The following is a 26832-nucleotide window of genomic DNA, read 5'->3' on the forward strand; positions in this document are numbered from 1 at the left end:
AAGATGAGTAACCTGCTTTCCATCAAAGGTCGTACCGCATTTGTAACCGGAGCGGGGCAAGGCGTTGGTCGGCAAGCCGCGCTTTATCTGGCGGAACACGGAGCCGGTGCCATCGTTGTCAACGATTTTCACGCCGAACGGGCCGAAAGCGTTGCCGCGGAAGTGGAGGCAGCGGGTGCAAAGGCTCTGCCACTCGCCTTCGACGTCTCGGATTTCGACGCGGTTGGCGCGGCGTTTGCCGAAACGCAGACCACATTTGGCGGCGTGGATATTCTGGTCAACAATGCGGGCAACGCCGGGCCGACATCGCGGCTCGACGATCTGGTCCCTTTTTGGGAATCCGATCCCGACGAATGGCGCCGCTGGATGGCCACCAATTTCGATGGGGTGCTGAACTGCACCCGTCACGCCATGCCGTTGATGGTTAACAGTGGCTATGGGCGCATTGTGACCGTCATTTCCGACGCCGGCCGTGTCGGTGAACCGCATCTGGCGGTTTATTCCGGGGCCAAGGCCGGTGCGGCCGGCTTCATGCGGGCAATTGCAAAGGCCGGCGGCCGGTTCGGGATCACCGCGAATTGCGTCGCCTTGGGGGGCACAAGAACTCCGGCTGTCGCCGACCTGATCCCGGATGCAGAGACCGAGAAGCGGGCATTGTCGCAGTACGTGATCCGCCGTCTGGGCGAGCCGGAAGACCCCGCCGGAATGATCCTGTTCCTCTGCTCGGATGCTGCCAGCTGGATCACCGGTCAAACCTATCCGGTGAATGGCGGGTATTCTTTTGCCTGCTAGAGCCGCCATCGGACGGCTGCCGCCTCTAGTTGGAGCTGTCCGAAAAAACGCTGTCATTATCTGCCCCGAGCTCGGGGGGCAGATCCGGTATCGCGGTTTCGAAACCATCGAATTTCAACGGCTGGACAATAAAAGTCTCGGCCTTGCCGCCGTCATGCGTAATCTTGCGCAGCAGCTGGCGCGCACGCACATGGGGGTCGTCCAACGTTTCGACCAGGGAATTGACCGGACCCCATGGCACCCCCGCCTTATCCAGAAGGTCGCCCCATTCGGCGCGCGTCTTGTTGACCAAAATCGCCGCGATTTCTTCGCGCAGCGCGGCCTTGCGGGCGACACGGTCGCGGCCTGTCAACGGCGCAAGATCCGCCCTGTTGATCACATCGCAGAACGGTTTCCAGAACCAGTCCTCATGCGCGATGGACAAGGTCAAGAGCTTGCCGTCTTTGCAGGTGAACACGCCATAGCCCGGCTCGGCGATAAATTCGCCCAGCGGTGTTCCATTGGCGGCGGGAACGAGGAATGCGGTCAACATCGAAACCACCGCATCCGACATGGACACGTCCACGTAACGCCCCTGCCCTGTGCGCTGGCTCGACACCACCGCCGACAGGATTGCGATCGCCGCGAACAACGCCGCGCCAACATCCGCAAGGGGGATCGGCGGCACAGGGCCGGGCTGCTTTGCATCGGCCTGATCGGCCAGCAAACCGCCAACCCCTTCATAGCTCAGGTCATGGCCAGCCCTGTCACGATAGGGGCCGTCCTGCCCGTAACCCGAAATCGATACATAAACCAGCCGCGAGTTGACACGACGCATGTCCTCGAAACCGGCACCCAAGGCCGCAAGCTTGCCAGGGCGGAACCCTTCGACGATGACATCCGATTCCTTGGCCAGTTCGCGAAACCGTGCCAGCCCCTCGGCCGATTTCAGATCCAACGCAACGCTGCGCTTGCCTCGGTTCAGTGCCCGGAACAAGGGCGGAAATTGCCGGGCCGGATCGCCGACACCCGGTCGTTCGATCATGATCACCTCGGCTCCCATGTCGGACAACAGCATTGTGGCATAGGGACCGGGAAACTGTTCGGCAAGGCTGAGAATTTTCAGGCCGGCCAGGGGTGTAGTGCTCATATCAATCTCCAGCTCTTTTGTTTTCCACGTGCGGGTCCGCCCGAGTGCAGCGCAAATCGCCGCAAAAGACAAGGCGAAAAACCAATAATATGTATAATTATCAGGAGCTTAGCATGAGTGAAGCAAAGCAGACGCTATTCGTTGAGCGGGTCGAAAAAACTGAATGGATTACCTTCCAGCGCACCGAACAGCTCAACGCAATGTCAACGCAGATGCTGCGCGAGATGGCGGCAGCACTGGAATCGGCGCTGGCCGACGATGGGGTGCGTACAATTGTCCTGACCGGCTCTGGCCGGGCATTCTGCGCCGGTGCCGATCTGAAAGAAGTTGCTGGCGCCAAACATGCACCAGGCGAGCCGGATCTTCTGGATCTTGTCGATCACACGTTTGGGCTGATGCGACATGGCCCGAAACCGGTGATCGCCGCAGTGAACGGGCTGGCGATGGCGGGCGGTTTGGAAATGGTGATGGCCTGCGATCTGGTCTTTGCCGCCGAAAGCGCGCAACTGGGCGACGCACATTCCAACTTTGGCGTCTTTCCCGGGGCCGGCGGTGCGGCGATCCTGCCGCGTAGGATTGGCCTGAACCGCGCGAAATACCTGCTGTTCTCGGGCGAGAACGTTTCGGCACGGGACATGATGGACTGGGGACTGGTGAACAAGGTCGTCGCGGACGAAGACCTGCGACAAGCGGTGCAGGCCTTTACCGACAGGCTGGCAGAAAAAAGCCCGGCGGTCTTACGCCGCATGAAGACGGTTGCCAATCGGTCGCTGGACGTGGACGAAACCGCCGCGCTTTCCGAAGAGATGCTGAACCTGCGCGCGCACATGCGATCCTGGGACATGCACGAGGGTCTGTCGGCGTTCAATGAAAAACGAAAACCGCAGTTTCGCGGATACTAGGTCAGGAGGACAAACGATGCAGGACATTTACATCGTTGGCGTCGGGATGACGCCGTTCGGAAAGTTCCGGGACAAAACCATCAAGGACATGACCGGCGAGGCCGTCGCCGCCGCGCTTTCCGATGCCCGAGTGACGGCAGATCGTATCGACGGCGCATTCTTCTCGAACGCGGTGCAGGGCCACATGGAGGGCCAGCACATGATCCGCGGCGAAATCGCGCTGCGTGAAATGGGCATTCAGGGCATTCCGGTGGTGAATGTCGAAAACGCCTGCGCCAGCGCCTCGACCGGGTTCAAACTGGCAGTCGATTTCCTCAAGGCCGGCAATGGCGACTGCTGTCTCGCCGTGGGCGCCGAAAAGATGTATTCTGACGACCGTGCGTTGATGTTTTCGGCCTTCGACAGCGGCTGGGACGTCAGCAACAGCGAAGAGGTCGCGCAACGGCTGGCCGATCTGGGTGCAGGGGTCGAGGAACCCGAAGGATCGAAATCGCCCAAGCCCTACAGCGTGTTCATGGATGTCTACGCAGGCTTCGCCCGGCTGCACATGAAGACCTTTGGCACAACTCAGGAACAGTTCGCCGCCGTCGCCGCCAAGAACCATGCGCATTCCGTGCATAATCCACTGGCGCAATACCGAGAAGCCATGAGCGTCGATCAGGTATTGGCCGCGCCGCCGATCACCTATCCGCTGACCCTGCCGATGTGCGCCCCGATCTCGGACGGGGCCGCTGCGGCCGTTTTATGCACCGGCGAGGGGATAAAACGTCTGGGCCTAGATCCCGCGCGCGCGATCAAGGTCAAGGCCGCGATCCTGCGCTCGGGCACCGATCGTCCGCCGGAAGATTACAAGAACCACCTGACCCGGCTTGCCGCGCTTGAGGCCTATGAACAGGCCGGGATCGGCCCCGAGGATATATCGGTGGCCGAAGTGCATGACGCCACGGCCGTGGGCGAAGTGATCCAGATCGAGAACCTCGGATTTGTCGAATTCGGCGAGGGCGGTCCCGCCAGTCTGCGCGGCGAGACAAAGATCGGCGGACGCATTCCGGTGAACCCCTCGGGCGGGTTGGAATCCAAGGGCCACCCGGTCGGTGCCACAGGGATAGGGCAGGTTTTCGAACTGGTCACGCAACTGCGCGGCGAAGCTGGCGCGCGCCAGGTCGAAGGGGCAAAGAATGCCATCGCCGAAAACGGCGGGGGGTTGCACGGGGTAGAAGAAGCGGCCGCCTGCGTCATCATTCTGGGCCGTTGAAACAAGGAGACGAACCATGGAAAACGTGATCGCCGCCGCTCAGGCAATCTATACAGATGAGCAACGCATGTTGCTGGAAAACTTCCGCAAGATGGCCGAGGCAGAGTTCGCGCCGCTGGCCGAGAAATACGAGAACCTCGGCCACCCCCCCGATGCGAAAACCCTGAAGTCCCTGTTCGCCAAGGTCGAGGAATTCGGGCTGATCAGCGGCCTGATCCCCGAAGAGGAAGGCGGTGCCGGAATCGACCGCATGACCTATGGCATCCTATACGAGGAACTGGCCCGGATATGGGCCGATCTGGCAATCGCGGTGCTGATTCAGGGTCATGCCGTGTTCGCGGTCAACCTCTTGGGAAATGTGGCGCAGAAAGAGGCCTATCTGAAGCCGCTCCTGCGCAGCGAACGGATCTGTGCCACCTGTATTTCCGAACCAGAGGTCGGTTCGAACGTACGCGAGGTCAAGACACGTGCGGACCGAGAGGGCGATAAGATTTTCGTCACTGGCCAGAAGCTCTGGATTTCCAATGGGGCCCAGTCGGATTTCGCCATCGTTGTCTGCAATCTGGACGACGGTATTTCCATGGTCATCGTCGACCGCGACACCGGCAACTATGAGAGCCGCGAATTGCGCAAGATGGGACTTGTCGGTGCATCGACCTGTGAATTGTTTTTCGACCGGGCGGAAACCACCGCCGAGCATGTTCTGGGTAATGCAGGCGGCGGCCTGTTCCAGACGTTGAAACTGTTTGAGAGCGCGCGTGTGTTTGTTGGCCTGACCAGCATCGGCATTGGTCAGGCGGCATTGGAATGTGCGGTCAAATATGCCCAGGAACGCGAGCAGCATGGCAAGCCGATTGGCGGGCACCAGTTGATTCAAGGCTACCTGGCCGACATGGCCACGCACCTGGATGCCGCGCGCCTGTTGTGCCAGCGCGGGCTGCAACTTCTGGACCTGGGCGTGCGCTGTGACACCCAGACCTCGATGGCGAAATGGTATGCAACCGAAATGGCCGTCGAAATCGCCGGCAAAGCGGTGCAGATCCACGGCGGCAACGGCATCACCAAAGAGTTCGACGTTGAACGGCACTTCCGCAATGCAAAGGTCATGCCGATTCCCGATGGCACCACCGAAATCCAAAAACTGGTCATCGGGCGCAACCTGACCGGGCTTAACGCGTTCTGAAATCGTGACTCTAAGAATTGCGGCCGGGGATTCCCGGTCGCCTTATCGTAGGCCCCCGGTCCGGGGGGGGCGGCCAACGGATCATGCCCCAACCGGCGCTGCGGGACGCGTTTGATCAATGCCTGTCCCGCGTCAGTGGCAAAAAACTCACGGTTCAGGTCGGTTTCGATATAACCGGGGCAGATGGCATTCACCCGGATGCCATGCCGCGCCCATTCAAGCGCCAGAGACCGGGTCAGTTGAATCAGCCCTTCCTTGGACGCGGCATAGGCGGACACATGGCTGGCCACCCGTGTGCCCAGAAACGAGGCGACATTGACGATACAGCCCCCGCGTCCGGCATCAATCATCGCTTTGGCGGCGATACGTGCGACATGAAATGCGCCCTTGAGATTTGTGTCTATGATCGCGTCGATTTCGGCCGGCCCGTGTTCCAATGCGGGAAGAGATGCCGTCGTTCCGGCATTGTTGATGACAGTGTCAAAGACCCGTCCCTTCAGCGCGGCTTCCACCGACTTCGGGTCCGCCACGTCCATCTCTATCACATCGGCCTGCCCCCCTTCCGCCGCTATCTTTGCGGAAAGCTCAGACAAGCGGGCGACGCGGCGGGCGGCCAATGTGACGTCGACATCCTGCCCCGCCAGCAGTTCGGCGAAATGCTCGCCCAATCCCGAAGATCTGGCGGACGACTATCAATTCATCCCGGGCCAGTACGTCACGCTGCGCCGTGCCGATGATATCGATGGTGTGCGGCGATGCTATTCGGTCAGCTCCGGCCGAGACGATGGCGAGTTGCGCGTTCTGGTCAAGCTGCTGGAAGGCGGAGCGTTTTCCTCTTTCGTTCATAGCGAACTGCCACCGGGCACCGAACTTGATGTCATGACGCCCGAAGGCACATTCGGATCAAAGATACGACAAGGCGGACCACGCACCTATCTCGCCCTGGCCCCGGGCAGTGGAACTACTCCAATCATTTCGATCATCCGCTCGGTGCTTGCCACCGAGGCCGGGGCCAACTTCATCCTTTTTTACGGCAGTCGAACGCTAAGTTCCATCATCTTCCGCGACGAATTGAACGATCTCAAGGATACCTATCCCGGACGGTTCTCTCTTTTTCATACACTGACGCGCGAAGGCACCGATTCCCCACTATTCTCGGGCCGGCTTGATGCGGAAAAGCTGCGCAAGTTCTCCGGTGCCCTGTTCGCTCCGGCAGAAATAGAAGATGCTTTTCTTTGCGGCCCCGCCGAGATGATTCAGGAACTCAAGACCGCGCTCCGCGACCTAGGCGTTGAAGAGAACCGTTTTCATGACGAGCTGTTCGCTCCCGCCGATGCTGACAATACCGCCACCGTCACGCTTGCGCCGCTTACGGCGGAAGCCGCCACTGGAGAAGGAGTTCAGGTCACGGCGATCCATGATGGCACCGCCCGCAGCTTTGTGATGACACCTGATCAGGAAAGCGTGGTCTCCGCCGCCGCAGCAGGTATCGAACTACCCTATTGCTGCAAGGGCGCAATGTGTTCCACCTGCCGCGCCAAAGTTATCGAAGGCGAGGCAGAGATGACGCTGAACTATGCTTTGGAGCCTTGGTAGTTGAAGGAGAACTTTGTCCTGACCTGCCAGGCCCGTCCGAAAACCAAAAAACTGACAGTCGATTTCGACCACGTTTGACCTGTGCCGCTTTCCGCGACACCCCACGGGCGCGCGGGGCCGGGATCCCCAAGACCTTCGCCAAGTTGAAAGTCTTGGGTCCACGAAAACCCGCGTGCCAGTGTCGGCTAAAAGGTCGGATTCAGGCAAAGCGCACAGAACCCGATCTCAGCGGTCTTTTTGGTTGACGATCAGTTCTGCATTTTCGGGTAGTTCCGAAACAATGTTCACCTCGTCAGCACGAATTCGTGCATGCAGTTTGAAGGTATCAGCGGCGGCTGCTTCTGCGGCGGAAGCGTCGGCACCGTCTTCCAGCACAAGCGAGAGGCGGATCATGTCGCGATCGTTCTCGCGCGTTACCACGGCCTGCGCGGCCTTTGCGCCCGGCGTGCCGATGACAACTTCTTCAACCACGCGCGGATAAACGAAAATCTCGCGCACTTTGACCGCTGCCCCGACCCGTCCCTGCAATGCTGAAATCCGGCTGACGGTGCCATCCGCGTTGCTTTCCAGGGCAAAGGCGCTGTCGCCGGTGCCGAACCGGATCATCGGCCAGGTGGCATCGCGCGCGGTCACGACAACCTCGCCAGGTTCGCCATGAGCGACCTGTTCGCCGCTGACCGGATCGCAGATCTGCACCACGCGGTCGGGATGAACCAGGTAGCCTTCGCCGCCATCCTCATAGGCGACAAGGCCCAGATCGGCGGTGGCATAGGCGGCCCAGGTGGACACGCCGTATTCGGCCTCGATCCGGCGGCGCTTGGCCATCCAGTCGCCCATCTCACCGCCGAGGAAGGCTGTCTTCACCTTCCATGCGTCGCGGCCATAGGTTTCGATCACCTTGTCCGCCAGCGTCAGGAAAAACGCGGTCGAAGCGCAGATCGAAGTCACGCCGGTTTCGGCGATGATCTGTGCCTGAAGCTCCGTATTGCCGACGCCTCCGGGGATCACCGTGGCGCCTGCGGCCTGTGCCGCTTCGTCGAACAAAAGCCCCGCGGGCACCAGATGATACATCCAGGTGTTCAGGATGATATCCCCCGGCCCCACGCCTGCCGCCTTGAACAGCCGGTCAAGGCCGTGGCCGCCACCGTCCGAAAGGGCCGGTTCGAAAATCGGGCCGGGGGACACGTAGATCCGCCCGACATCCTTCAGATCCGAGGCCAGGAACCCGCCAAAGGGCGGGTTCTCGCGCTGGATCTTCAGAAGCTCTTCTTTTTTCATCACTGGAAGACGCGAGAGGTCCGCCACCGATGTGACAGCTGCCGGATCGAATCCGGCAGCCGTAAATCGCGATTTCAGGCCAGGAGCTTTTTCGGCCGCAGCGGCATAGGCTTGAGCTATATCTTTGTAGATATCATCAGACATTTCCATGCCTCCTCGTCCAATCGGGCGTTAAAGCGGGCAGTCCTTACGGAAGTTCGGCGCGCGCTTCTCGCGGTGCGACAACACACCTTCCTTGACGTCCTCGCTCATGAAGCCAAGCATCTCCAGCGCGGTCGACGCATCAAAGATCGGCCCGGCCTGGCGCAGCCAGTTGTTCAGCGAATACTTGGTCCAGCGAATCGCGCTTTGCGAGCCGTTGGCCAGTTCGACGGCTGTATCCAGCGCGATCTGCTGCAGCTCGTCATCCTCGACGCACATTGATACCAGACCGATACGCTCGGCCTCTTCGCCCGACACCGGCTTGCAGGTCATCAGATAGTATTTCGCCTTGGCCATCGAGGTCAGCAGCGGCCAGATAATCGCCGCGACGTCACCGGCGGCAACACCAAGGCGGGGATGACCATCGACAATCTTGGCCTTCTTTCCGGCGATCGAGATGTCGGCCAGGATGGCAACCACAAGGCCTGCGCCGGCCGCAGGGCCATTGATCGCGGAAATGATCGGCTTGTTGCAGTTGATGATGTTATAGACGAGATCCTTGGCTTCTTTCCACGTCTTCATGATCTCGTGCGAATTGCCAATCATGTTTTCGATCAGGCTGAAATCACCCCCGGCGGAAAATGCCTTGCCCGCACCGGTCACGATGACCGAATTGATGTCTGGGTCACGGTCGATATCGATCCACATGTCCGTCATCTGAGTGTGGGTTTCGGCATCGACCGAGTTGAATGTCTCGGGCCGGTCGAACGTGATGCGCAGGACGCGATCCGCCGGGTAGTCAAATTTCAGTTTATCGTATTTTGCATAACGATCCGACATGGTTCTATTTCCTCCGTGGGGTATTGAGTCAGCCAGGCAGTCCCAGGACGGCCTTGGACAGGATGTTTCTTTGGATTTCGTTCGATCCACCGTAGATCGTGGTAGGTCTGGCCTTGTAGAAACTCGCCAGAACATCGACACTTACGTTGCCGACCTGAAGCGGCCCGATGGAGCCGCCATCGGGACCGGCTGCTTCGATCATCAGCTCGGTGATGCGCTGGAAGCATTCAGTCACCCAAATCTTCAGCATGGACACATCCGCACCGAGCGTCTCGCCACGTTTGAGCTGATCTGCAAAACGGGCATAAAGCGCGGCATGATCTTCCACATCCAGTGCCGCCTGGGCAAAGCGGTCACGGAACACCGGATCGTCAAACGCGCCACGGCCACGGGCAAAGCTTTCAAGCTGTCCCAGAGCGTTCTGGGCCAGACTTGGCGAACCGATGAAAATGCGTTCGAAGCTCAAGAGAGCCTTGGCCATCGTCCAACCCTTGTTCAGCTCGCCCACGAGGTTCTCGCGGGGCGTCCGTGCATTGTCAAAGAAGACCTCGCAAAACTCGGTCTCGCCCGACAGGGTCGTGATGGTGCGCACCTCGACTCCGGGTTGATCCATCGGAGCGAGCAGGAAACTGATGCCCTGCTGTTTCTTCGGCGCATCGGGATCGGAGCGCACCAGCATGAAAATATGCGTGGCGTCATGCGCCATCGTGGTCCAGATCTTCTGTCCGTTGATGACAAAGTCGTCGCCGTCAATCTCTGCGCGTGTGCGCAGGTTCGCCAGATCGGACCCGGCGCCGGGTTCCGAATAGCCCTGACACCAGATATCTTCGCAACTCAGGATACGCGGCAGCCAGTAATCTTTTTGTTCCTGGGTGCCGAATTTGATGATCAGCGGCCCGACCATCTGCACGCCCATGTCGCGGCCGCGATTGACGCCCCAGCGCTGCTGCTCTTCGTAAAAGATCAGCAACTTGGCGGCGTTCAGCCCCATACCGCCGAATTCAGCGGGCCAGGCTGGCGCGACCCAGCCCTTGGCGTGAAGCTTGCGGTGCCAATGTTCGATCTCGGCGAACTTCGGTCGGTGCGGCAGGTGACGCAGCTCCTCGGGATATTCCGCCTCGAAGAACTGGCGCACTTCTTTGCGGAACTCTGCATCGGTCATAGCGTTCCAGTCGGTCATTGTGCTGCCCCCTCTGCTTCGCGTGCCTCGAACCATATCCGCCTGTGATAGGCATCGTCGCCCAACCAGGCCGACAGCACCAGCGCCCGGTTCAGGTAGAGCCCGATATCGAACTCATCCGTGTACCCGACGGCCCCGTGCAGCTGGATGGCGTCGCGGGTGATTTTCTTGGCGGCCGTGACGGCGCGCGCTTTGGCGCGGCTGGCAATCGGGGCCCGAACCTTCGGATCGGTTTCGCTGTCCATCTGCGCAAGCGCCTCCCGCACTCCGGCCTGCGCGACCTCGCACATCACGTTGAGGTCGACGGCACGGTGCTGGATGACCTGGAATGATCCGATCGGCTTGTCGAACTGCTCCCGCGTCTTGATGTAGTCGAGCGTGATCTCGAAGGCGCGCTCGCTCAGGCCGACAAGCTCGGCCGCGGCAAGCGCCGTTGCATCGGCGACAGCCTCGGCCAGTGCAGTGAGAACCGCACCGCTGCTGGCCAATTCCGCGGCCGGAGTTCCCGAAAACGAAAGCTCGCCCAGAGAGCTGCCATCCGCCTGCGTCCGCTTGTCGATGACAAGCCCCTGCGCGTCTGCCTCAGCCAGAACCAGAACCGGACCATCATCCTGTTCGGCCACGACAAGGAACCCGTGCGAACCGATCGCACCGACGACCCAGGCCTTGCTACCGGTCAGCTTTCCGTCCGCGTATCGGCAGGTCGCATCGGCAGGCGCCCCGTCGGGGCCGCGTTCCTGCCAGGCAACCGCCAATGAAATTTCGCCGCCGATGAGCTGTGCCATCTTCGGATGATCCGGACAAAGGCGGCGCAGAAGGCCGAGGCTCAGACCGATCGTCGACACGACCGGTTCCGGGGCAATCACACGGCCGACTTCCTCGGCGATGACACCCCCGGCGGCTAGGCCCATGCCAAGCCCGCCCTGATCTTCGGGCACCGCCACGCCGAAAACACCGGCCTCGGCCAGTTCCCGGACCATCTCCGGATCGAAACCGCCCCCGGCATCACGGAGTTGTCGGGCTCTGTCACTTCCGCCCGCCCGTTCAAACAACGTGCGCACGCTCTCGCGCAACAGGCGAAGGTCTTCTTGTTCGCTGGAAAGGATATCAGTTTGTGTCATTTTGTTTTCGCTGGATCATCACGGGGGTGTCGGTCGAAAAAACGACCTCGCCCTCGGGGTTTCTGGCGCTGAGCGTATAGTGCAAAACACCTCTGTCGGGCTTGCTTTTTGACGGTGTGACCGAGTTGACCGTCAGTTCGACATCAAGGGGTTCGTTCGGGTGCACAGGCCGCAGCCAGCGCAAATTGTCAAAGCCCATGCCGCCGATATTGGCAACATCGACCATCATCTCGGTCATGACCGGCTTGAACACCTCAAGCATGGTCTGAAAGCCCGAGGCGATCAGGCTGCCATGTATGGCGGTTGCATAGTCTTCATCGGTGTGCAGCCGCTGCGGATCCCATTCCTTGGCAAAGGCCTTTATTGAATCCGCGCTCATCGGAGCGCTGCGAAAGCGATAGACTTGGCCCGGCGAGAAGTCTTCCAGATACCTCAAGAGGCACCCTCCTTTGCGAAACCGTCATCGTATCCGCTCGCATCCTTGGATATTCGGATGCGGTTGAATTCTTCCAGCTTCGGATAGGTTTGCTTGAACGCCACCAGGAACTCACCCATCGGCGCGTCGAAATAGAGACCACGGTCGTTCACATATTCCATGTGCCGGTGATTCTGTTCGTCGAACTCATGAAAGAGCGCGTCGTGATAGCCGTCGAAGACCAGGGGTTTGACCCCGAATCTTTCACACAGTTCCATGTTGAATGCAGGTGTCACCTTGTAGGCCTCATTCCCCAACCACAGCTGAACATAGCCGTGGTAGATAAAGAGATCGGTCCCCATCAACTCCTGCAACTTGGGTGTATTCAGGTGGTTGCGCACATCCGCGAACCCCAGAGCGGCAGGGATACCCACAGCACGCAAACAAGCCGCCAGAAGAATTGCCTTGGGAACGCAAAACGCCGCTTCCGCCCCAGCGATACGGCTGGCACGGTAAGAGTCCTCATCCAGCGCAAAACAATAGGGATCATAGCGAATATCGTCGCGCACCGCTTCGAACAGGCGGATCGCCTTATCTCGATTGGTTGCGCCCACAGGAAGATCACGCAAAGCCGATGTCACGAAACCCTGCACTTCCAAGCTATCGCTTTCCACAAAGCGCGATGGCATGACATAACGCTCAGCTTCAGTCGGCAGGTCATCGTCAGACTTGTCCATTGGACCCTCCTTTTTTCTAACAATTGTTAGATTACCGATTCAAAACCTGCCCGTCAACGGGATTTACTCTGTCTTTGGTTGGTCCAAGCCATAACGCGTATTGTCTTCGCCCAGAGTGGCTGCAACTCCGACCGAATTTCCGGAAGAACGGAACTCCGGGGCAATTGGCAGCGGCAAAGCGGGCGCGTCCCGGCCGGAGATTTTTACGGTCCGCCCGAACACGTCACGCGCTTTGAAATGCGGGCCACGCGCCGCCTCGGCGGGCGTCTTCACGACCGAACAGCAGCAATCTGCCGCAGCCAGCAAAGGCTCCCAATGGGTCGAGGGGTGTTCCCTCAGACGACGTGCAACCTCTGCGGCACAGGCATTTGGATCGGACCAGTCATCGCGAAGGGCCACCGGCAAACCAATGACATCGCAGAACGACTGCCAGAACTTTTCTTCCAACGCGCCGACGGCGATCTGACGCCCGTCCGCAGCCGTATAAAGCCGATAACGGGCCAGGCCACCCGTCAGACGGCTGCAACCGCTTTCGATGTTCTGCCCGGCAATCACACCTTCGGCATGGGCCCAATAGGCAAAGGCGAACGCCCCCTCGGCCATTGCGATATCCAGATGCGTCCCCTGCCCGCTTGCCTGCCGCGCAATCAGGGCCAGCAGGATATTCATCACCGCAGGATAGGTTCCGCCTCCGATATCGGCGACCAGCCCGAACGGGGCTGTTGGCTGGTCATCCGGTCCGCGACTGAGCGACAGGATACCCGCATCACCGACGTAGTTGAGATCGTGGCCGGCGGCGCTGGCCTTTGGTCCGGTCTGGCCATAGCCGGTGATCGAACAATAGATGAGACCGGGATTGATCTTTCGCAACGCTTCATAACCAAGCCCCAGCCGGTCCATCACGCCGGGACGAAACTGCTCTACCAGAACATCGGCCTTCTCGATCAAAGGGCGCAGACGTTCCACTGCGCCCCTTGACTTGAGGTCGATGGCCACCGATCGCTTGCCGTGGTTCAACACGGCAAATCCGATGCTCTCTCCGTCGATCCTGGGCTCGGTTTGGCGCGCGTCCTCGCCGACTCCGGGCCGTTCGAACTTGATCACTTCGGCGCCGGCCTCGGACAGCATGAGCGTCGCCATCGGACCGGGAAGAAGGGTGCTGAAATCCAGCACCAGGATATCCTTGAGAGGTTGAGCCATCTTCATTGCCTCAGGCGAAGCGCGCTGCGCCGTTGTTCAGAACAACCACGTCGCGTGCAGGAATAGACGCTCGAAACCGGACCTCGCCGTCCTCTTCCCAGATTTCGAACCGCACGGTTTCGCCGGGATAGACCGGAGCCGAGAACCGAACATCCAGACCGACAAGCCGGGCAGAATCATAGTCAAGCAACGTCTTTAGAATCGCCCGGGCCGCCAGCCCATAGGTCGCCAGACCATGCAGGATCGGGCGGTCGAACCCGACAGAACGGGCCACATCCGGGTCAGCGTGAAGCGGATTGAAATCACCGCTGAGACGATAAATAAGGGCTTGGCGGGGCAGGGTATCGATATCACATATGTGATCAGGCGCCCGGTCAGGTAGCACTGCGGGTGCCGGACCTGCCTGGTTCTCACCGCCGAACCCCCCATCACCGCGACAGAAAGCCGACATCGCCACGCGCGCCAGTTTTTCACCGCTGTCCGCGTCGATAATATCACGGCTTTGGTAAATGACGGCTCCCTTGCCCTCGCCCTTGTCGGCGATGAAGTCGATCTTGCTGCGGCCGACAATCCGGCCATGTGTCGGCAGCGGCTTGTAGATGTCGAGCCACTGTTCTCCGTGCAGCACTTTTTGCCAGTTTACGCCGGTCTTGGGATCGCGCAGCCAGAAGCCGGGATACCCCAAAATGACCGCCATCGAGGGAACTGCCTTGAGCCCGTCCTCATAGACATAGGCCAGCTCCTTTTTGTCGGTCGGATCCTCGCCGAACCCAAGGCCGAGTGCATACAGGATGGTATCCCGCTCGGTCAGCGTCTGTTCGATTTCCTCAAAGTCCCAGTTCGACAGTGCCTCGAAATCCAATGGCATTTACTTTCCTCCCTTAGTTGCCGTCAGAGCGTGTTTTGCGATCCAAGTATCGCCGTGACCTGGCTGGACAGCACACCGCCGTTGCCATGCGCCAGCGCCAGGTCGATATCCTTCGACTGAATGCCCGGCGCGTCGCCACGGATCTGACGAGCAGCCTCGATCACTGTGAAGATGCCGTACATCCCGGGGTGCACGCAGGACAGGCCGCCGCCATTCGTGTTCACCGGCAAGACGCCGCCAGGCGCGATGCGTCCGCCCTCGACAAAGGCCCCTCCCTCGCCCTTGGCGCAGAACCCAAGATCTTCGAGAAACAAAATCGTGTTGATGGTGAAGGCATCATAGAGCTCGACCGCCTGGATATCCGCAGGGGTCACTCCGGCCGCCGCAAAGGCGCGCGCGCCCGAGTCGCGGGCCGCGGTCACGGTGAAATCCTTCATCTGGGAAATCTGCCGGTGCGAGCTTGCCGTCGCACTGCCCAGCACATAGACAGGCACCTTGGGGAAATCCCGTGCGCGGTCCGCGCGGACCATCACGATCGCGCCACCGCCGTCGGTGACAAGACAACAGTCGCGCACGGTCAATGGATCGCCCACCATGCGCGCGCCCAACACGTCTTCTCGGGTCAGCGGGCCGCGCTCGAACGCTTCGGGGTTGTGTTGTGCCCATGCCCGCGCAGCAACGGCCACGTCGGCCAGCTGCTCTCGGGTGGTGCCATATTCATGCATGTGCCGGGCTGCGGCCATCGCATAGGCCGAGATCGGATAGCGCGGATTATATGGCGCCTCGTAGGCCGGCGGACGTGAAGCGGTCACGAGTCTGCCCGATGCGGTGCGCTGGTTGGAGCCATAGACGATAAGAGCGACATCACACAGACCGGCATCAAGCGCCATGGTCGCGGACGTCAGGTAGTTTACGAAGGACGAACCGCCCGACATCGTGCCATCAATGAAACGGGGCTGGATGCCCAGATACTCCGCCGCCATAAGCGCCGGCATGCTGTCTTCCATCATGGTGCAGAACAGCCCGTCGACGTCGGACAGTTTCAGCCCGGCATCGCCAAGCGCCGCAAGCGCAGATTGCGCCATGACATCATAGGCCGTCAGGCCATGGGCTTCTCCGAAACCGGCATGACCGGTTCCCACGATGGCGGATTTCCCCCGAAGTTCTGTGGTCATGACTTATACCTCCGACGGCTTGAAGAGCACGGCCGGAACACCCTCGGCCTCGCCCACGAAAGCGGTTACAGCCATGTCGATGGCGACCTCACCCGGTGCAATGTCTTCGACCCGGCTCATCATTCGAACGCCCTCTTGAAGCTCGACCATGCACACGTTGTAGTCGCCACCGCGGTTTTGGCTGCGGCGCACGACGGTTGTGGTGTAGACCCGTCCCTTGCCGGTGGCCTGCTTCCACGAAATCGCGGCGCCATGACAATGTGGACACAGGACTCGCGGGAAAAAGTGATAGGCCCCGCAGTCGTCGCACTTGGGCAGCAGGATCTCTCCCTCTGCCAGCGCGCGTTGGAAAAGCTGGTCTGGTCCTTTGGCATCCTGCATAGGCGTTCTCCTTCAAGCGACCCAGTCTTTGTTCAAGCGTATTGATAATCTTTCTAACAATTGTTAGATTTAGTCAACCTTTCAGGATCAATTGAGAGAAACTCATGTCAGGTTCAGACTTAGCCCCCCTTTCCGGCAAACTCGTCGTTGCGCTGGAACAGGCAGTCGCTGCGCCTTTTTGCTCCTCGCGGCTGGCCGACGCCGGCGCGCGCGTGATCAAGATCGAACGCAAGGGCGCAGGCGATTTCGCCCGCGCCTACGATACCGCCGCCAACGGTGAAAGCGCCTATTTCACATGGCTGAACCGAGGCAAAGAATCGGTCGCCTTGGACATTAAAGCCGACGAAGACCGTGAAATCCTGCTCAGGATGCTGGAAAACGCAGATGTGTTTATTCAGAACCTGCTGCCGGGCGCGCTGGCCAAGCTGGGGCTCGATTCCGCGAGTCTGCGAGAGAGCTTCCCGCGTCTAGTGACCTGCGACATCACCGGATATGGCGAAGACGGCCCGATGCGCAACGCCAAGGCCTATGACCTTCTGGTGCAATGCGAGAGCGGTCTGGCATCAGTGACCGGTACACCCGACGGACCAGGACGGGTGGGCGTGTCGGTCTGCGATATCGCCACCGGTATGACAGCCCATGCTGGAATCTGCGAAGCACTTGTCGGGCGTGATCGCACCGGCAAGGGCAGCGGCGTTTCCGTGGCAATGTTTGATGTGATGGCCGACTGGATGTCGGTTCCACTGCTGTATCACGATTACCTTGGCAAGCCGACACCTCGTGTCGGACTGAACCACACGGTCATTTGCCCGTACGGGGCCTATGAATGCAAGGACGGTCAGCTTGTCGTCATTACCGTGCAACACAACGGCGAATGGCAACGGTTCTGTGAACACATACTGGGCGATGCGGCTTTGGCAACCGACCCCCGGTTCCATGACAACACGTCGCGAATTGAAAACAAACCCGCGCTCGAAGTTCTCATCAAGGACGTGTTCGCCTCGCATGACCGCGCCGAGATGCTGAAGCGGCTTGACGCTGCGGGCATTGCCTCGGGCGCGGTGAACGACGTGGCGACCCTGTCCGGTCACCCCCAGCTTGACCGGTCCGTAATTCGCACGCCTTCCGGTGAAATCAACGTCCCGACCCCCCCGATCCGGCGCAGCCTCGGCGAAACGGCACTGGGCCCCTGCCCGGCCTTCGATGCGCAAGGCAAGGCCCTTCGCGCCGAGTTCGGCCGTTGTTCATAAAAAACGGTAGGCAACTAAGTGGACAATCAAATGACCGATGAGAACAATCCGGCGATCCTTCAAGACGTGAAGATCGTCGATCTGACTTCTGTAGTTTTCGGACCTTTGGCGACGCAGATGCTGGGCGATCTGGGGGCCGATGTGATCAAGGTGGAAGGCCCCGAGGGCGATCTTCTTCGCCAGGTCCAGCCATCGCGCAACAAGCTGATGGGGGCCGCTTTTCTGGGGACCAACCGTAACAAGCGCAGTGTCGTACTCGACCTCAAAACACAAACCGGTCTCGATCAGTTGCGCAAACTGCTCATCGATGCCGATGTGATGATTTCGAGCATCCGGCCTGCGGCGCTTGCCAGATTGTCTTTGGATCCCGAAACCCTGCGCCAGGAAAACCCGAACCTGATCACGGTATCCGCCACCGGTTTCGGACAGGACGGGCCCTATGCCGCCAAGCCAGCATTCGACGATTCCGTCCAGTCGGTGTCGGGATTGGCCAGCCTGGCAACCTTGCGCGACCCCGAGGCACCGCCCGCTTATGCCCCGACAATTCTGGCCGACAAGCTTGGCGGCGTGACCGCCGCCTATGCCGTGATGGGCGCCCTGTTCCACCGCGAGCGTACGGGACAGGCCCAGCATGTCGAAGTTCCGATGTTTGAGACGCTGGCCGCCTTCCTGCTGGCCGAACACATGGATGGCGCCACCTTCGAGGAGACTCCGCAGGATTTCGGCTATGCCCGCATGCTGGTTCCGCACCGGCGTCCGGTTCAGACCGCAGATGGCTACATCACCATTCTGCCCTACACCAACGTGCAATGGGCGCGGTTCTTTCAGGCGGTCGGGCGCGACGACATGATCGACCATGTCTGGGTCACTGACATGGATGCCCGAAGCCGCAACATCGGCGCAGTATACGATATGGTGGCGCAGATTGCGCTGACCCGGACCACAGATGAGTGGCTTGACCTCATGGAGCAGGCCGACATACCCGCCATGCCAGTGCGCAACCTGTCAGATTTGCCGAACGATCCCCATCTTGCCGCAACCGGGTTCTTTCAACGGATTGATCACCCGACCGAAGGTGCGATCTGGACGACACGCCCGCCGGCTCGCTTTTCGGCGACCCCTGCGCGACATGATCATCGCCCGGCCCCGCGACTTGGGGAACACAGCGACGAAATTCTGGGACCGGGCAGGGAATAGCCCCACCCGGCACCGGACGGATCAAACATCCATCGAGCGTGCGATCAGTTCCTTCATGATCTCGTTGGTGCCGCCATAGATCATCTGGACCCTGCTGTCGGCATAAAGTCGCGCGATGGGGTATTCCATCATGAAACCGTAACCGCCGTGCAGTTGCAGGCATTCATGCATGACCTCGTTCTGCGTCTGGCTGCCCCACCATTTCGCCATCGAAGCCGTGGCCGCATCAAGTTCGCCCGCTTCAAGACGCGCGAGCCCGTCATTTACGAAAGAACGTAGCAATTCGGCCTTGGTTTTGCATTCCGCCAGTTTGAAGCGTGTATTCTGGAAGTCCATGATCCGGCTTCCAAATGCCTTGCGGTCCTGAACATATTTCACCGTTTCATCGATCGCAAAATCAATAAAACCGAGCGCGGTAATGCCGATCATCAGCCGCTCCCAAGGCAGCTGCTTCATCAGCTGGTAGAACCCCTGCCCCTCTTCCGGACCAAGCAGGTTCGCCGTGGGCACGCGCACATCCTCGAAGAACAGCTCAGCAGTATCCGAACCTTTCATACCCAGTTTCTTCAGGTTCCGTCCCCGGCGAAAGCCCTCGGCGCCCTCGGTTTCCAGAACGATCAACGAAACGCCCTTGGCGCCGGCGTTGCGATCGGTCTTTGCCACGATAACAACGAGATCCGCCGTGTGCCCGTTTGTGATAAAGATCTTCGAACCGTTGATCTTGTAGTGGTTGCCATCCTTTTCCGCATAGGTTTGTACGTTCTGGAGGTCAGAGCCCGTTCCAGGCTCGGTCATGGCAATCGCCGCAACGCTGTCGCCGCTGACCAGTTTCGGCAACCACTTTTTCTTCTGTTCCTCACTGCCATATGCGTTGAGATAATGGATTACGATGGACTGAATCCCATAGCCCCAACCCGTATCACCGGTGCGCCCCTGCTCGTAGACGGTAATCGCGTCGAACCCGATGCCGCCACCGAAACCACCATATTCTTCGGCAATCGAGCCACCCATGACACCCTGCTGACCGACTGTTTTCCAGAAGTCGCGGTCAACAATTCCCTGCTCCGCCCATTTTTCAATCTTCGGAGCCATCTCTGCATCGAAAAGCCTGCGTGTACTATCGGCGAACATCTTGTGTTCATCCACTGCCCAACTCGGGGAGTTCTTGATCAGAGACATGTTTTATTCCTATCGAGTCATGCTTGCATTGATGAAATCTAACAAGTGTTTTTTTTCTCGACAATGAACCCGAGCCGTTCTGACGGAGCGTCACACGGCTTCGGACCGTGCGCATCCGGATTTTTCCAATCAACGCGCCGCCCATTCGGCTCGTACAAAAAGGCCCGACAAAACAGGCGGGCCTTTTTGTAATTTTTGCAATGGACTTACAGCTTGTCGGTCAGTTCAGGCACAGCTTCGAACAGGTCGGCGACCAGACCGTAATCGGCCACCTGGAAGATCGGGGCCTCTTCGTCCTTGTTGATCGCGACGATGATCTTGCTGTCCTTCATGCCCGCAAGGTGCTGGATCGCACCCGAGATGCCGACGGCAATATACAGGTCAGGCGCGACCACCTTGCCGGTCTGGCCAACCTGCCAGTCGTTCGGTGCAAAGCCCGAGTCGACGGCGGCGCGGGATGCGCCAACGGCGGCGCCCAGCTTGTCGGCCAGTTTCTCGATCAGCGCGAAATCGTCTTCCGAGCCGACGCCACGGCCGCCCGACACCACGATACCGGCCGAGGTCAGTTCGGGACGGTCGCTTTCGGCGACCTTGTCTTCGACCCATTCCGACAGGCCCGAAGCGGAGGCCCCGCCCACGGTTTCCACGGCGGCCGAGCCACCGGTGCCGGCCGCGTCGAAGCTGGCGGTGCGGAAGGACACGACCTTTTTCGCGTCGCCCGATTTCACCGTCTGGATCGCGTTACCTGCATAGATCGGGCGCTCGAACGTGTCGGCATCGACCACGCCCGAGACGTCGGTCAGCATCATCACGTCCAGCAGCGCGGCCACGCGGGGCAGCACGTTCTTGGCGTCGGTGGTGGCGGGCGCCACGATGTGATCGTAATCGCCTGCCAGCGACACGATCAGGTCGGCGGTCGATTCCGCCAGGCGATGACCCAGCGCGGGGTCTTCGGCGACCAGCACCTTGGCCACGCCATCAATTGTCGCGGCTTCTTTCGCGGCGTCGGCGGCGGATGCGCCGGCGCACAGAACCGTCACGTCGCCCAGGGCCTTGGACGCGGTGACCGCCTTTGCGGTCGCGTCCATCGACAGTTCACCATTGTTGACTTCGGCAAGAAGAAGAACAGCCATCACACCGCCCCCTTTTCCTTGAGTTTCGCAACCAGCTCGTCGACCGAGCCAACCATTTCACCGGCGGCGCGTTCGGCCGGCTCGGACGTCTTGACCACGGTCAGGCGCGGGGTGACGTCGACGCCGTAATCGGCGGCGGTCTTTTCATCCAGCGGCTTTTTCTTGGCCTTCATGATGTTGGGCAGCGACGCATAGCGCGGTTCGTTCAGGCGCAGGTCGACGGAAACGACGGTCGGCATCTTGACCTTGATGGTCTGCAGGCCGCCATCGACCTCGCGGGTGACGACGGCGCTGTCGCCATCGATGCCCACTTCCGAGGCAAAGGTCGCCTGGCTCCAACCGAGGATCGCCGACAGCATCTGGCCGGTGGCATTCATGTCGTTGTCGATCGCCTGCTTGCCGCAGAGAACCAGACCGGGCTGTTCCTCTTCCACGACCTTGGCAAGGATCTTGGCCACTGCCAGCGGCTCGATATCCTGGTGCACGTCATCCGCTGCGACGACCAGGATGGCGCGGTCGGCGCCCATGGCCAGTGCGGTGCGCAGGGTTTCCTGCGCCTGTTTGACGCCGATGGATACCGCGACGACCTCTTCGGCTTTTCCCGCCTCTTTCAGGCGGATCGCCTCTTCAACGGCGATTTCGTCGAACGGGTTCATCGACATCTTAACGTTGGCGAGATCGACACCGCTGCCATCCGCCTTGACGCGGACCTTCACGTTGTAGTCGATCACGCGTTTCACAGGCACGAGTACCTTCATTGGCGTGGGCTCCTTGAGTTTTGCGATAAGGTTTCAACCGAGCTAACGGTCTTTGAATTCTGGAGTTCTTTTTTCCGAGAACGCTTTCATCGCCTCGGGAAAGTCATGCGCGCACAGCAAAACGCTTTGGGCATCGCGCTCGATATCCAGCGCCTCGAGATAGCTGCACTCGGCTGCGGCGCGCATCACACGCTTGGCGGTCTGAACGCCAAACATCGGGTGCGTTGCAATCTCGCGGGCAATTTCCAACGCCCGTACCTCGACCTGGTTGGCCGGCACGCATTCTTCGACAACGCGCAGGTCCCTAGCGGTGCGTCCGTCGATCTCGCGGCCCGTGAGCACCAGCATCCGCGCCACCCCCGCACCGGCACGCTGTTGAAGCAGCCAGCTTGATCCCGTGTCAGGACAGCCGCCGACGCGCGCAAAAACTTCGCACAGCCGGGCATCTTCGGCAGCAACGACAATGTCCGCCGACAAGGCCAGGCTTAAACCCGCGCCAAAAGCCACGCCGCATACCGCGGAAATCAGAGGTTTGCGAAACAGATAGGCCGCGCGTCCGCCATCGTGAACCAGCTCCACCATTTCCGATGTCGCCTTTGCGCCTTTCGCGATCTCAGACTGAAACCCGACAAGATCGCCGCCGCTGCTGAAATGATCGCCACCGGTCATAACAACGACACGGATCGTAGCGTCCCGTTCGGCTTCGCGCAGGAGCGCCACTAGTTCTTCGACGAACCCGATGCTGTAAGGGTTGCGTTTTGTCGGCTGAAGAAACCGCAGGATTCCGACAGGGCCATCCCTGTCCAGGCGAATAAGCTCAGTCATTCAAGCCTCCATCAGGTCCCGGTCCAGACGGGTGCTCGCTTTTCAGCAAAGGCCTTTGGGCCTTCAATCGCGTCGTTGCTGGCGTAAACCACCTCGTGCAGGCGCTTGCCCTCTTCCAGACCACCGGCACAGCCAAGATCCATGGTTGCGCGAACACTGCCTTTCGCGGCAACAACCGACAGCGGGGCCGCGCTGGCAATGCGTTTGGCAAGGTCGAAGGCCCGTGCGCGGACAGCATCGGGAGTGTCTTCGATATAGTTGGTGAACCCGTATTCGTGCAGGCGCTCGATCGGCATCAAGTCGCCGGTCAGAACTATTTCCATAAGGATGGGCTGCGGCAGCATGGACAATGCTGGCGATGCCCAAGGCGATCCACGACCGATCTTTACTTCGGTGATACCGACCTTGGTCCCCTTGAGACCGACCCGCAGATCGCAATTCAAAGTCAGCATCATTCCGCCCGCCATCAGCGACCCCGTCATCGCCGCGATGATCGGTTTCTTGCAGGCGCGCATTGTCTCGTGAAACGGGTCGCGCATCTTGGTCAGAATATCGACGCCCTCGTCGCGTGCGATTTTTGTGGCTTCCTTCAGATCCAGTCCGGCGCTGAACACGCCACAATCGGCCGAAGTCAGAATGGCCACACGAACGCTGTCATCCGCCTCGATCTTTTCCCAAGCATCGGTCAGCCCGTTCGTAGCCGCCACGGAAAGTGCGTTTTTGCGTTCGGGCCGGTTAATACAGACGGTTGCAATTCCGTCTTCGATCTTCACGTCAATGGGGCTCATGATACCTGCTTCGCTTTCTCGGGACAATCTAACTGCGGAAAGCTTCCCCGCGACGTGTCTGCCGCGGGGAAGCCCAGTCTTATTCGACGGTGAAAGTCGCCGAGCTGTGCTTGATGACATCCCAAACAACGTCGAGATAGTCGGCGCTCCAGTCGGTCAGCGGAACCCAGGTTTCGCCATTCCACTGTTCGACCCGGGTCTTGCCACCACCTCCGTGGTCTTTGTCGGTCACTGTAACCGGGGCCATGATGCCGTTTCCATCGAAGTTCTCGATCGATTCAAAGGCATTCTTCATGGTTTCCGGTGTGATCGGCCAACCGTTTTCGGTAATCGCAATACGCGCAGCTTCGAAACCGGCCGAGTAGATCGCCATGCCCGTATTGTAGTACACGTCGCGCACGAGGCTCTCGGGTCCGCTGCCCTTGCCATTGGCATAGTAGGTGTCCAGCATCGTCTTGACGATCGGAACTTCCTGGCCACCGGCCACGTTCGTCCCGCGCAGGATGCCTTTCGCCTCTTCCGCGCCGATATTGGCGATATCGACTTCGTTCAGCCAGTTCACCGACAGATAGCGGTCGATCGGGAAACGGTTGCGGCGCATTTCCTTCGAGGCGACCACATGTCCGCCCGCCAGTAGCCAGCTGATCACATAGTCGGGCTTGTCGCGGCGGATTTTGCTCCATGCGCCGGCTTGATCCGACCCGGGAAGCGGTACGGGATACAGCTCCAACTCGAACCCTTCCTTTTCGGAAAGCGTTTTCAGGATCTCGATCGGTTCCTGGCCAAAGGGATAATCCAGATAGATGAACCCGATCTTCGCCTTGCTCAAGTCACCGCCCATCTGACCCTTGATGAAGGCAACGTCATTTGCCGCCTGCTGCCAGTACGTCGGACCGACCGGGAAAACCCATTCGAACACTTCGCCGTCCACCGCGTCACCGCGGCCAACGAAAGACTGCATCAGTACGTTACCGTCCTTCATGGCACGCGGCAAAACCGCGTTCGTGACCGGCGTGGACAGAAAATTGAAAAGGAAAACGCCTTCGCGCTTGAGCTGCTCATAGCATTCCACGCCACGCTGCGGTTCGTTGCCGTGATCGCGAATGATGACTTCAACCGGATGCCCTTCAATACCACCGTTTTCGTTGGTGTACATCGCGAGATCCTGCGCGGCCTGGGCCACCTGCGGCGAAATGAACGTGTAGGATTTACTGAGGTCGAAGCAGAGTCCGAAGCGGATCGGCTCCTTGTCCTGCGCTGAGGCCACAGTCGCGCTTGCAGCCAGCGCAGTAGCAAGGACCACTGCCTTAATGTGCTGTTTGACTTTCATGTTTTCTCTCTCCCGTTTCTAGGGTTTAGGGCGATGATACCGTTTCGTAAGCGCCGCTGCCGCCCTGCGTAGCGTCACCCTTCCTGCTACCTGTCTTTCACTGCTCGTATTTTGAGGAACTTTCTTTCACCACGTCCCACACGACGTCCGTGTACTCAGAGATCCAGTCGGTTTGCGGCACCCAAGTCTCCCCGTCCCACATCTCGATCCGGGTCTTACCGCCGCCGCCATGATCTTCGGCCGTCACCGTAATGGGGGCCATCAGCCCGTTCGCGTCGTATCCCTCAAGAGATTCCAGTCCGGCTTTGTAGGACTCCGCGGTTATCGGAAGGCCTTCCTGTTCTGCCGCCCTGCGCGCGGCTTCGAACATGATTGAATACATCGCCAGACCGGTGTTGTAGAAAACGTCCTGCGTCTTCTCGATCGGGCCGGACCCCTCGCCCTTGTCATAAAGCTCGGACATGATTTCCTGATACAGGGCAATATCCTGACCGCCCACGACATTGGTACCGCGCTTGATACCCTTGGCGGCCTCTTCACCGATGTTGGCGATATCGACTTCGTTCAACCAGTTGACCGAGATGTACTTGTCCATCGGAATGCGATTGCGCTGCATCTCCTTCGACGCAACCACATGCGCACCGCCCAACATCCAGACGATTACATGATCGGGCTTGTCGCGGCGCACCTTGGACCACACACCGGCCTGGTCACTGCCCGGAAGCGGCACGGGGTACAGCTCAAGCTCGAAACCCTCTTTTTCGGACAAGGTTTCCAGGATCTCGATCGGCTCCTGTCCGAAAGGGTAATCGAAATACACAAACCCCACCTTCACGTCCGACAAGTCGCCATCATGCAATTGCTTTATGTAGGCAACATCATTGGCCGCCTGTCCCCAATAGGTCGGTCCGACCGGATAGACCCATTCGAAAACGGTGCCGTCAACGGCATCGCCTCGGCCGACAAGCGACTGCATCAGGATACGCCCGTCTTCCATGGCCCGCGGCAGGATAGCCAGAGAGACCGGAGTGGACAGGGTATCGAAGACGAATACACCCTCGCGGCTGAGCTTGGAGTAGCACTCGATTCCGCGCTGCGGTTCGTTCCCGTGGTCACGCACGATGACTTCGACCGGTTCCCCACCGATGCCGCCCTTCATGTTGATGAGCTTGGCAAGGTCCATCGCGGCCTGCGAAACCTGCGGCGTGGCAAAGGTATAGGCCTTGCTGAGATCGTAGCAGATGCCGATCTTGAATGGCTCAGCCAGCGTCTGGGTGCCAAACATTGCTCCGCCGAACATTGATAATACGGCCAACGCTTTGGTAAGTTTCTTCATTTGTTCCTCCCTGAACAACTTCTGATTAGTACCTCAACTCAACCAACGTTTGCGTCGGCTGTAGTGCTTGACGTTGTGAAAATCGGTCTCTCCGCCGCCTAGATAGAACTCCTGAATGTCGGAGTTAGATTTGAGCGCCTCGGCGGTGCCGTGCATAACAACGCGGCCGTTTTCGATAAGGTACCCTTGCGAAACGATTTCCAGAGCCGCCAAGGCGTTCTGTTCCACCAGCAGGACGGACAGGCCCTCATCCTTATTGATCTTTTGCAAGATGCCGAAGATTTCCTCGACCAGGAACGGAGCAAGCCCGAGACTTGGTTCATCAAGCATCAACAGCTTCGGCTGGGTCACGAGGGCCCGCCCAATGGCAAGCATCTGTTGCTCACCACCCGACAAATAGCCTGCTTGCGAATTCTTGCGTTCGGCAAGCCGCGGAAAATATCCGTAGATCTTGTCCTTTTCCGCATTCAGCGTTGATCGGGACATTCCGCGCGGCGCGGCGGCGGTCAGGTTCTCGTCGGGGGTCAGGTGTTCGAAGACTCGTCGCCCTTCGATGACATGACAGATGCCCATCTCGACGCGTTTTTGCGCGAGCGCTTCGGTAATGTCCGCTCCCTGGAACGTTATCTCACCTCGGCTGATGCGTCCGCGCTCAGCCTTCAAAAGACCGCTGATCGCTTTCAACGTGGTGCTTTTCCCCGCTCCGTTCGATCCCAAGAGTGCGATCATCCCGCCTGTAGGAACCTGAACCGAAACACCTTTGATCGCCAGCATTACATTGTCGTACAGCACCTCGACACTGTTCATGGACAGAATGTTCTGGGCTTCAACTTTCTCTTGCAT

Annotated in this window: 26 protein-coding genes and 1 pseudogene; 7 read left to right on the top strand and 20 right to left on the bottom strand. The window is 59.6% G+C overall.

The features are described 5' to 3' along the window. Positions 1–3 precede the first annotated feature (3 nt). The gene (locus ACGYK7_RS11835; protein WP_043753691.1) at positions 4–792 is read left to right on the top strand and encodes an SDR family NAD(P)-dependent oxidoreductase; all 789 of its coding nucleotides are present in this window, start codon (positions 4–6) and stop codon (positions 790–792) included. A 25-nt stretch (positions 793–817) separates the two neighbouring features. On the opposite strand, the gene ACGYK7_RS11840 is transcribed toward ACGYK7_RS11835, so the two are convergent. Then, positions 818–1993, bottom strand: a complete 1176-nt coding sequence (locus tag ACGYK7_RS11840; protein ID WP_276155042.1) for a CaiB/BaiF CoA-transferase family protein — start codon at positions 1991–1993, stop codon at positions 818–820. A 41-nt stretch (positions 1994–2034) separates the two neighbouring features. Here ACGYK7_RS11840 and ACGYK7_RS11845 point away from each other — a divergent pair, with 41 nt between their 5' ends. Genes ACGYK7_RS11845 through ACGYK7_RS11855 form a run of 3 tightly spaced genes read left to right on the top strand, consistent with a single transcriptional unit; the run spans position 2035 to position 5261 of the window. Then, positions 2035–2823: an enoyl-CoA hydratase/isomerase family protein gene (locus ACGYK7_RS11845; RefSeq protein WP_152467123.1), complete on the top strand. Its 789-nt coding sequence runs from the start codon at positions 2035–2037 to the stop codon at positions 2821–2823. 16 nt (positions 2824–2839) lie between these two features. Continuing rightward, positions 2840–4078, top strand: a complete 1239-nt coding sequence (locus tag ACGYK7_RS11850) for a thiolase family protein (RefSeq protein ID WP_152467122.1) — start codon at positions 2840–2842, stop codon at positions 4076–4078. A 16-nt stretch (positions 4079–4094) separates the two neighbouring features. Continuing rightward, complete coding sequence (locus ACGYK7_RS11855) at positions 4095–5261, top strand: acyl-CoA dehydrogenase family protein (RefSeq protein WP_136340189.1); 1167 nt, start codon at positions 4095–4097, stop codon at positions 5259–5261. A gap of 146 nt (positions 5262–5407) precedes the next feature. Here the strand turns inward: ACGYK7_RS11855 and ACGYK7_RS11860 are convergent. After that, positions 5408–5929 (bottom strand): annotated as a pseudogene (locus ACGYK7_RS11860) (SDR family NAD(P)-dependent oxidoreductase); the annotation flags it as partial. On the opposite strand from ACGYK7_RS11860, the gene ACGYK7_RS11865 reads away from it, so the two are divergent. Continuing rightward, positions 5880–6857, top strand: coding sequence for an FAD-binding oxidoreductase (locus ACGYK7_RS11865; RefSeq protein ID WP_168733229.1), 978 nt, complete (start codon positions 5880–5882; stop codon positions 6855–6857). The pseudogene ACGYK7_RS11860 and the gene ACGYK7_RS11865 sit on opposite strands and share 50 nt — an antisense overlap. Before the next feature lie 225 nt (positions 6858–7082). Here the strand turns inward: ACGYK7_RS11865 and ACGYK7_RS11870 are convergent, their stop codons facing one another. The 10 genes from ACGYK7_RS11870 to ACGYK7_RS11915 form a co-directional block, all read right to left on the bottom strand. After that, a complete protein-coding gene (locus tag ACGYK7_RS11870; RefSeq protein ID WP_232237126.1) occupies positions 7083–8279 on the bottom strand; it encodes a phenylacetate--CoA ligase family protein in 1197 nt (398 codons plus the stop codon). Positions 8280–8306: 27 nt separating this feature from the next. After that, complete coding sequence (locus tag ACGYK7_RS11875) at positions 8307–9116, bottom strand: enoyl-CoA hydratase/isomerase family protein (protein ID WP_028095226.1); 810 nt, start codon at positions 9114–9116, stop codon at positions 8307–8309. Between the two features lie 28 nt (positions 9117–9144). Further along, entirely contained in the window at positions 9145–10296 is a 1152-nt protein-coding gene (locus ACGYK7_RS11880; RefSeq protein ID WP_152467119.1) for an acyl-CoA dehydrogenase family protein, read from the bottom strand. Beyond that, a complete protein-coding gene (locus ACGYK7_RS11885; protein WP_136340185.1) occupies positions 10293–11417 on the bottom strand; it encodes an acyl-CoA dehydrogenase family protein in 1125 nt (374 codons plus the stop codon). Before ACGYK7_RS11885 ends, ACGYK7_RS11880 begins: the two co-directional genes overlap by 4 nt. Further along, entirely contained in the window at positions 11404–11853 is a 450-nt protein-coding gene (locus tag ACGYK7_RS11890) for a MaoC family dehydratase (protein WP_136340184.1), read from the bottom strand. Before ACGYK7_RS11890 ends, ACGYK7_RS11885 begins: the two co-directional genes overlap by 14 nt. Continuing rightward, entirely contained in the window at positions 11850–12569 is a 720-nt protein-coding gene (locus ACGYK7_RS11895; protein ID WP_152467118.1) for a transglutaminase family protein, read from the bottom strand. The genes ACGYK7_RS11890 and ACGYK7_RS11895 overlap by 4 nt, the downstream gene beginning before the upstream one ends. Positions 12570–12632: 63 nt before the next feature. Beyond that, entirely contained in the window at positions 12633–13769 is a 1137-nt protein-coding gene (locus ACGYK7_RS11900) for a CaiB/BaiF CoA-transferase family protein (protein WP_152467117.1), read from the bottom strand. A 10-nt stretch (positions 13770–13779) separates the two neighbouring features. Continuing rightward, positions 13780–14637 (bottom strand): MaoC/PaaZ C-terminal domain-containing protein, encoded by an 858-nt coding sequence (locus ACGYK7_RS11905; RefSeq protein ID WP_172975947.1) that lies wholly within the window; start codon positions 14635–14637, stop codon positions 13780–13782. 23 nt (positions 14638–14660) lie between these two features. Beyond that, the gene (locus ACGYK7_RS11910) at positions 14661–15812 is read right to left on the bottom strand and encodes a thiolase (RefSeq protein WP_152467116.1); all 1152 of its coding nucleotides are present in this window, start codon (positions 15810–15812) and stop codon (positions 14661–14663) included. A 3-nt stretch (positions 15813–15815) separates the two neighbouring features. Beyond that, entirely contained in the window at positions 15816–16193 is a 378-nt protein-coding gene (locus ACGYK7_RS11915; RefSeq protein WP_152467115.1) for a Zn-ribbon domain-containing OB-fold protein, read from the bottom strand. Between the two features lie 104 nt (positions 16194–16297). On the opposite strand from ACGYK7_RS11915, the gene ACGYK7_RS11920 reads away from it, so the two are divergent. Together ACGYK7_RS11920 and ACGYK7_RS11925 are read left to right on the top strand one after the other, a co-directional pair. Beyond that, entirely contained in the window at positions 16298–17443 is a 1146-nt protein-coding gene (locus ACGYK7_RS11920; RefSeq protein WP_152467193.1) for a CaiB/BaiF CoA-transferase family protein, read from the top strand. 66 nt (positions 17444–17509) lie between these two features. Continuing rightward, complete coding sequence (locus tag ACGYK7_RS11925; RefSeq protein WP_394402443.1) at positions 17510–18640, top strand: CaiB/BaiF CoA transferase family protein; 1131 nt, start codon at positions 17510–17512, stop codon at positions 18638–18640. A 21-nt stretch (positions 18641–18661) separates the two neighbouring features. Here ACGYK7_RS11925 and ACGYK7_RS11930 read toward each other — a convergent pair whose 3' ends face one another. From ACGYK7_RS11930 to ACGYK7_RS11965, 8 genes are all read right to left on the bottom strand, one after another. Continuing rightward, the gene (locus ACGYK7_RS11930) at positions 18662–19819 is read right to left on the bottom strand and encodes an acyl-CoA dehydrogenase family protein (protein ID WP_081979662.1); all 1158 of its coding nucleotides are present in this window, start codon (positions 19817–19819) and stop codon (positions 18662–18664) included. Between the two features lie 206 nt (positions 19820–20025). Then, the gene (locus ACGYK7_RS11935; protein ID WP_152467191.1) at positions 20026–20952 is read right to left on the bottom strand and encodes an electron transfer flavoprotein subunit alpha/FixB family protein; all 927 of its coding nucleotides are present in this window, start codon (positions 20950–20952) and stop codon (positions 20026–20028) included. Beyond that, positions 20952–21710: an electron transfer flavoprotein subunit beta/FixA family protein gene (locus ACGYK7_RS11940; protein ID WP_090029138.1), complete on the bottom strand. Its 759-nt coding sequence runs from the start codon at positions 21708–21710 to the stop codon at positions 20952–20954. Before ACGYK7_RS11940 ends, ACGYK7_RS11935 begins: the two co-directional genes overlap by 1 nt. Positions 21711–21752: 42 nt before the next feature. Then, the gene (locus tag ACGYK7_RS11945; RefSeq protein ID WP_136340178.1) at positions 21753–22535 is read right to left on the bottom strand and encodes an enoyl-CoA hydratase/isomerase family protein; all 783 of its coding nucleotides are present in this window, start codon (positions 22533–22535) and stop codon (positions 21753–21755) included. Between the two features lie 11 nt (positions 22536–22546). Then, positions 22547–23308 (bottom strand): enoyl-CoA hydratase/isomerase family protein, encoded by a 762-nt coding sequence (locus ACGYK7_RS11950; RefSeq protein WP_394402448.1) that lies wholly within the window; start codon positions 23306–23308, stop codon positions 22547–22549. Positions 23309–23402: 94 nt separating this feature from the next. Continuing rightward, positions 23403–24653 carry an ABC transporter substrate-binding protein gene (locus ACGYK7_RS11955; RefSeq protein ID WP_152467189.1) on the bottom strand — a complete coding sequence of 417 codons (1251 nt, stop codon included), beginning with the start codon at positions 24651–24653 and terminating at the stop codon, positions 23403–23405. A gap of 97 nt (positions 24654–24750) precedes the next feature. Beyond that, positions 24751–25989 (bottom strand): ABC transporter substrate-binding protein, encoded by a 1239-nt coding sequence (locus tag ACGYK7_RS11960; RefSeq protein ID WP_394374333.1) that lies wholly within the window; start codon positions 25987–25989, stop codon positions 24751–24753. Between the two features lie 33 nt (positions 25990–26022). Next, positions 26023–26832: an ABC transporter ATP-binding protein gene (locus ACGYK7_RS11965; protein ID WP_152467188.1), complete on the bottom strand. Its 810-nt coding sequence runs from the start codon at positions 26830–26832 to the stop codon at positions 26023–26025.

This window comes from Sulfitobacter sp. 1A15299, assembly GCF_043556915.1.
Classification (GTDB): Bacteria; Pseudomonadota; Alphaproteobacteria; order Rhodobacterales; family Rhodobacteraceae; genus Sulfitobacter.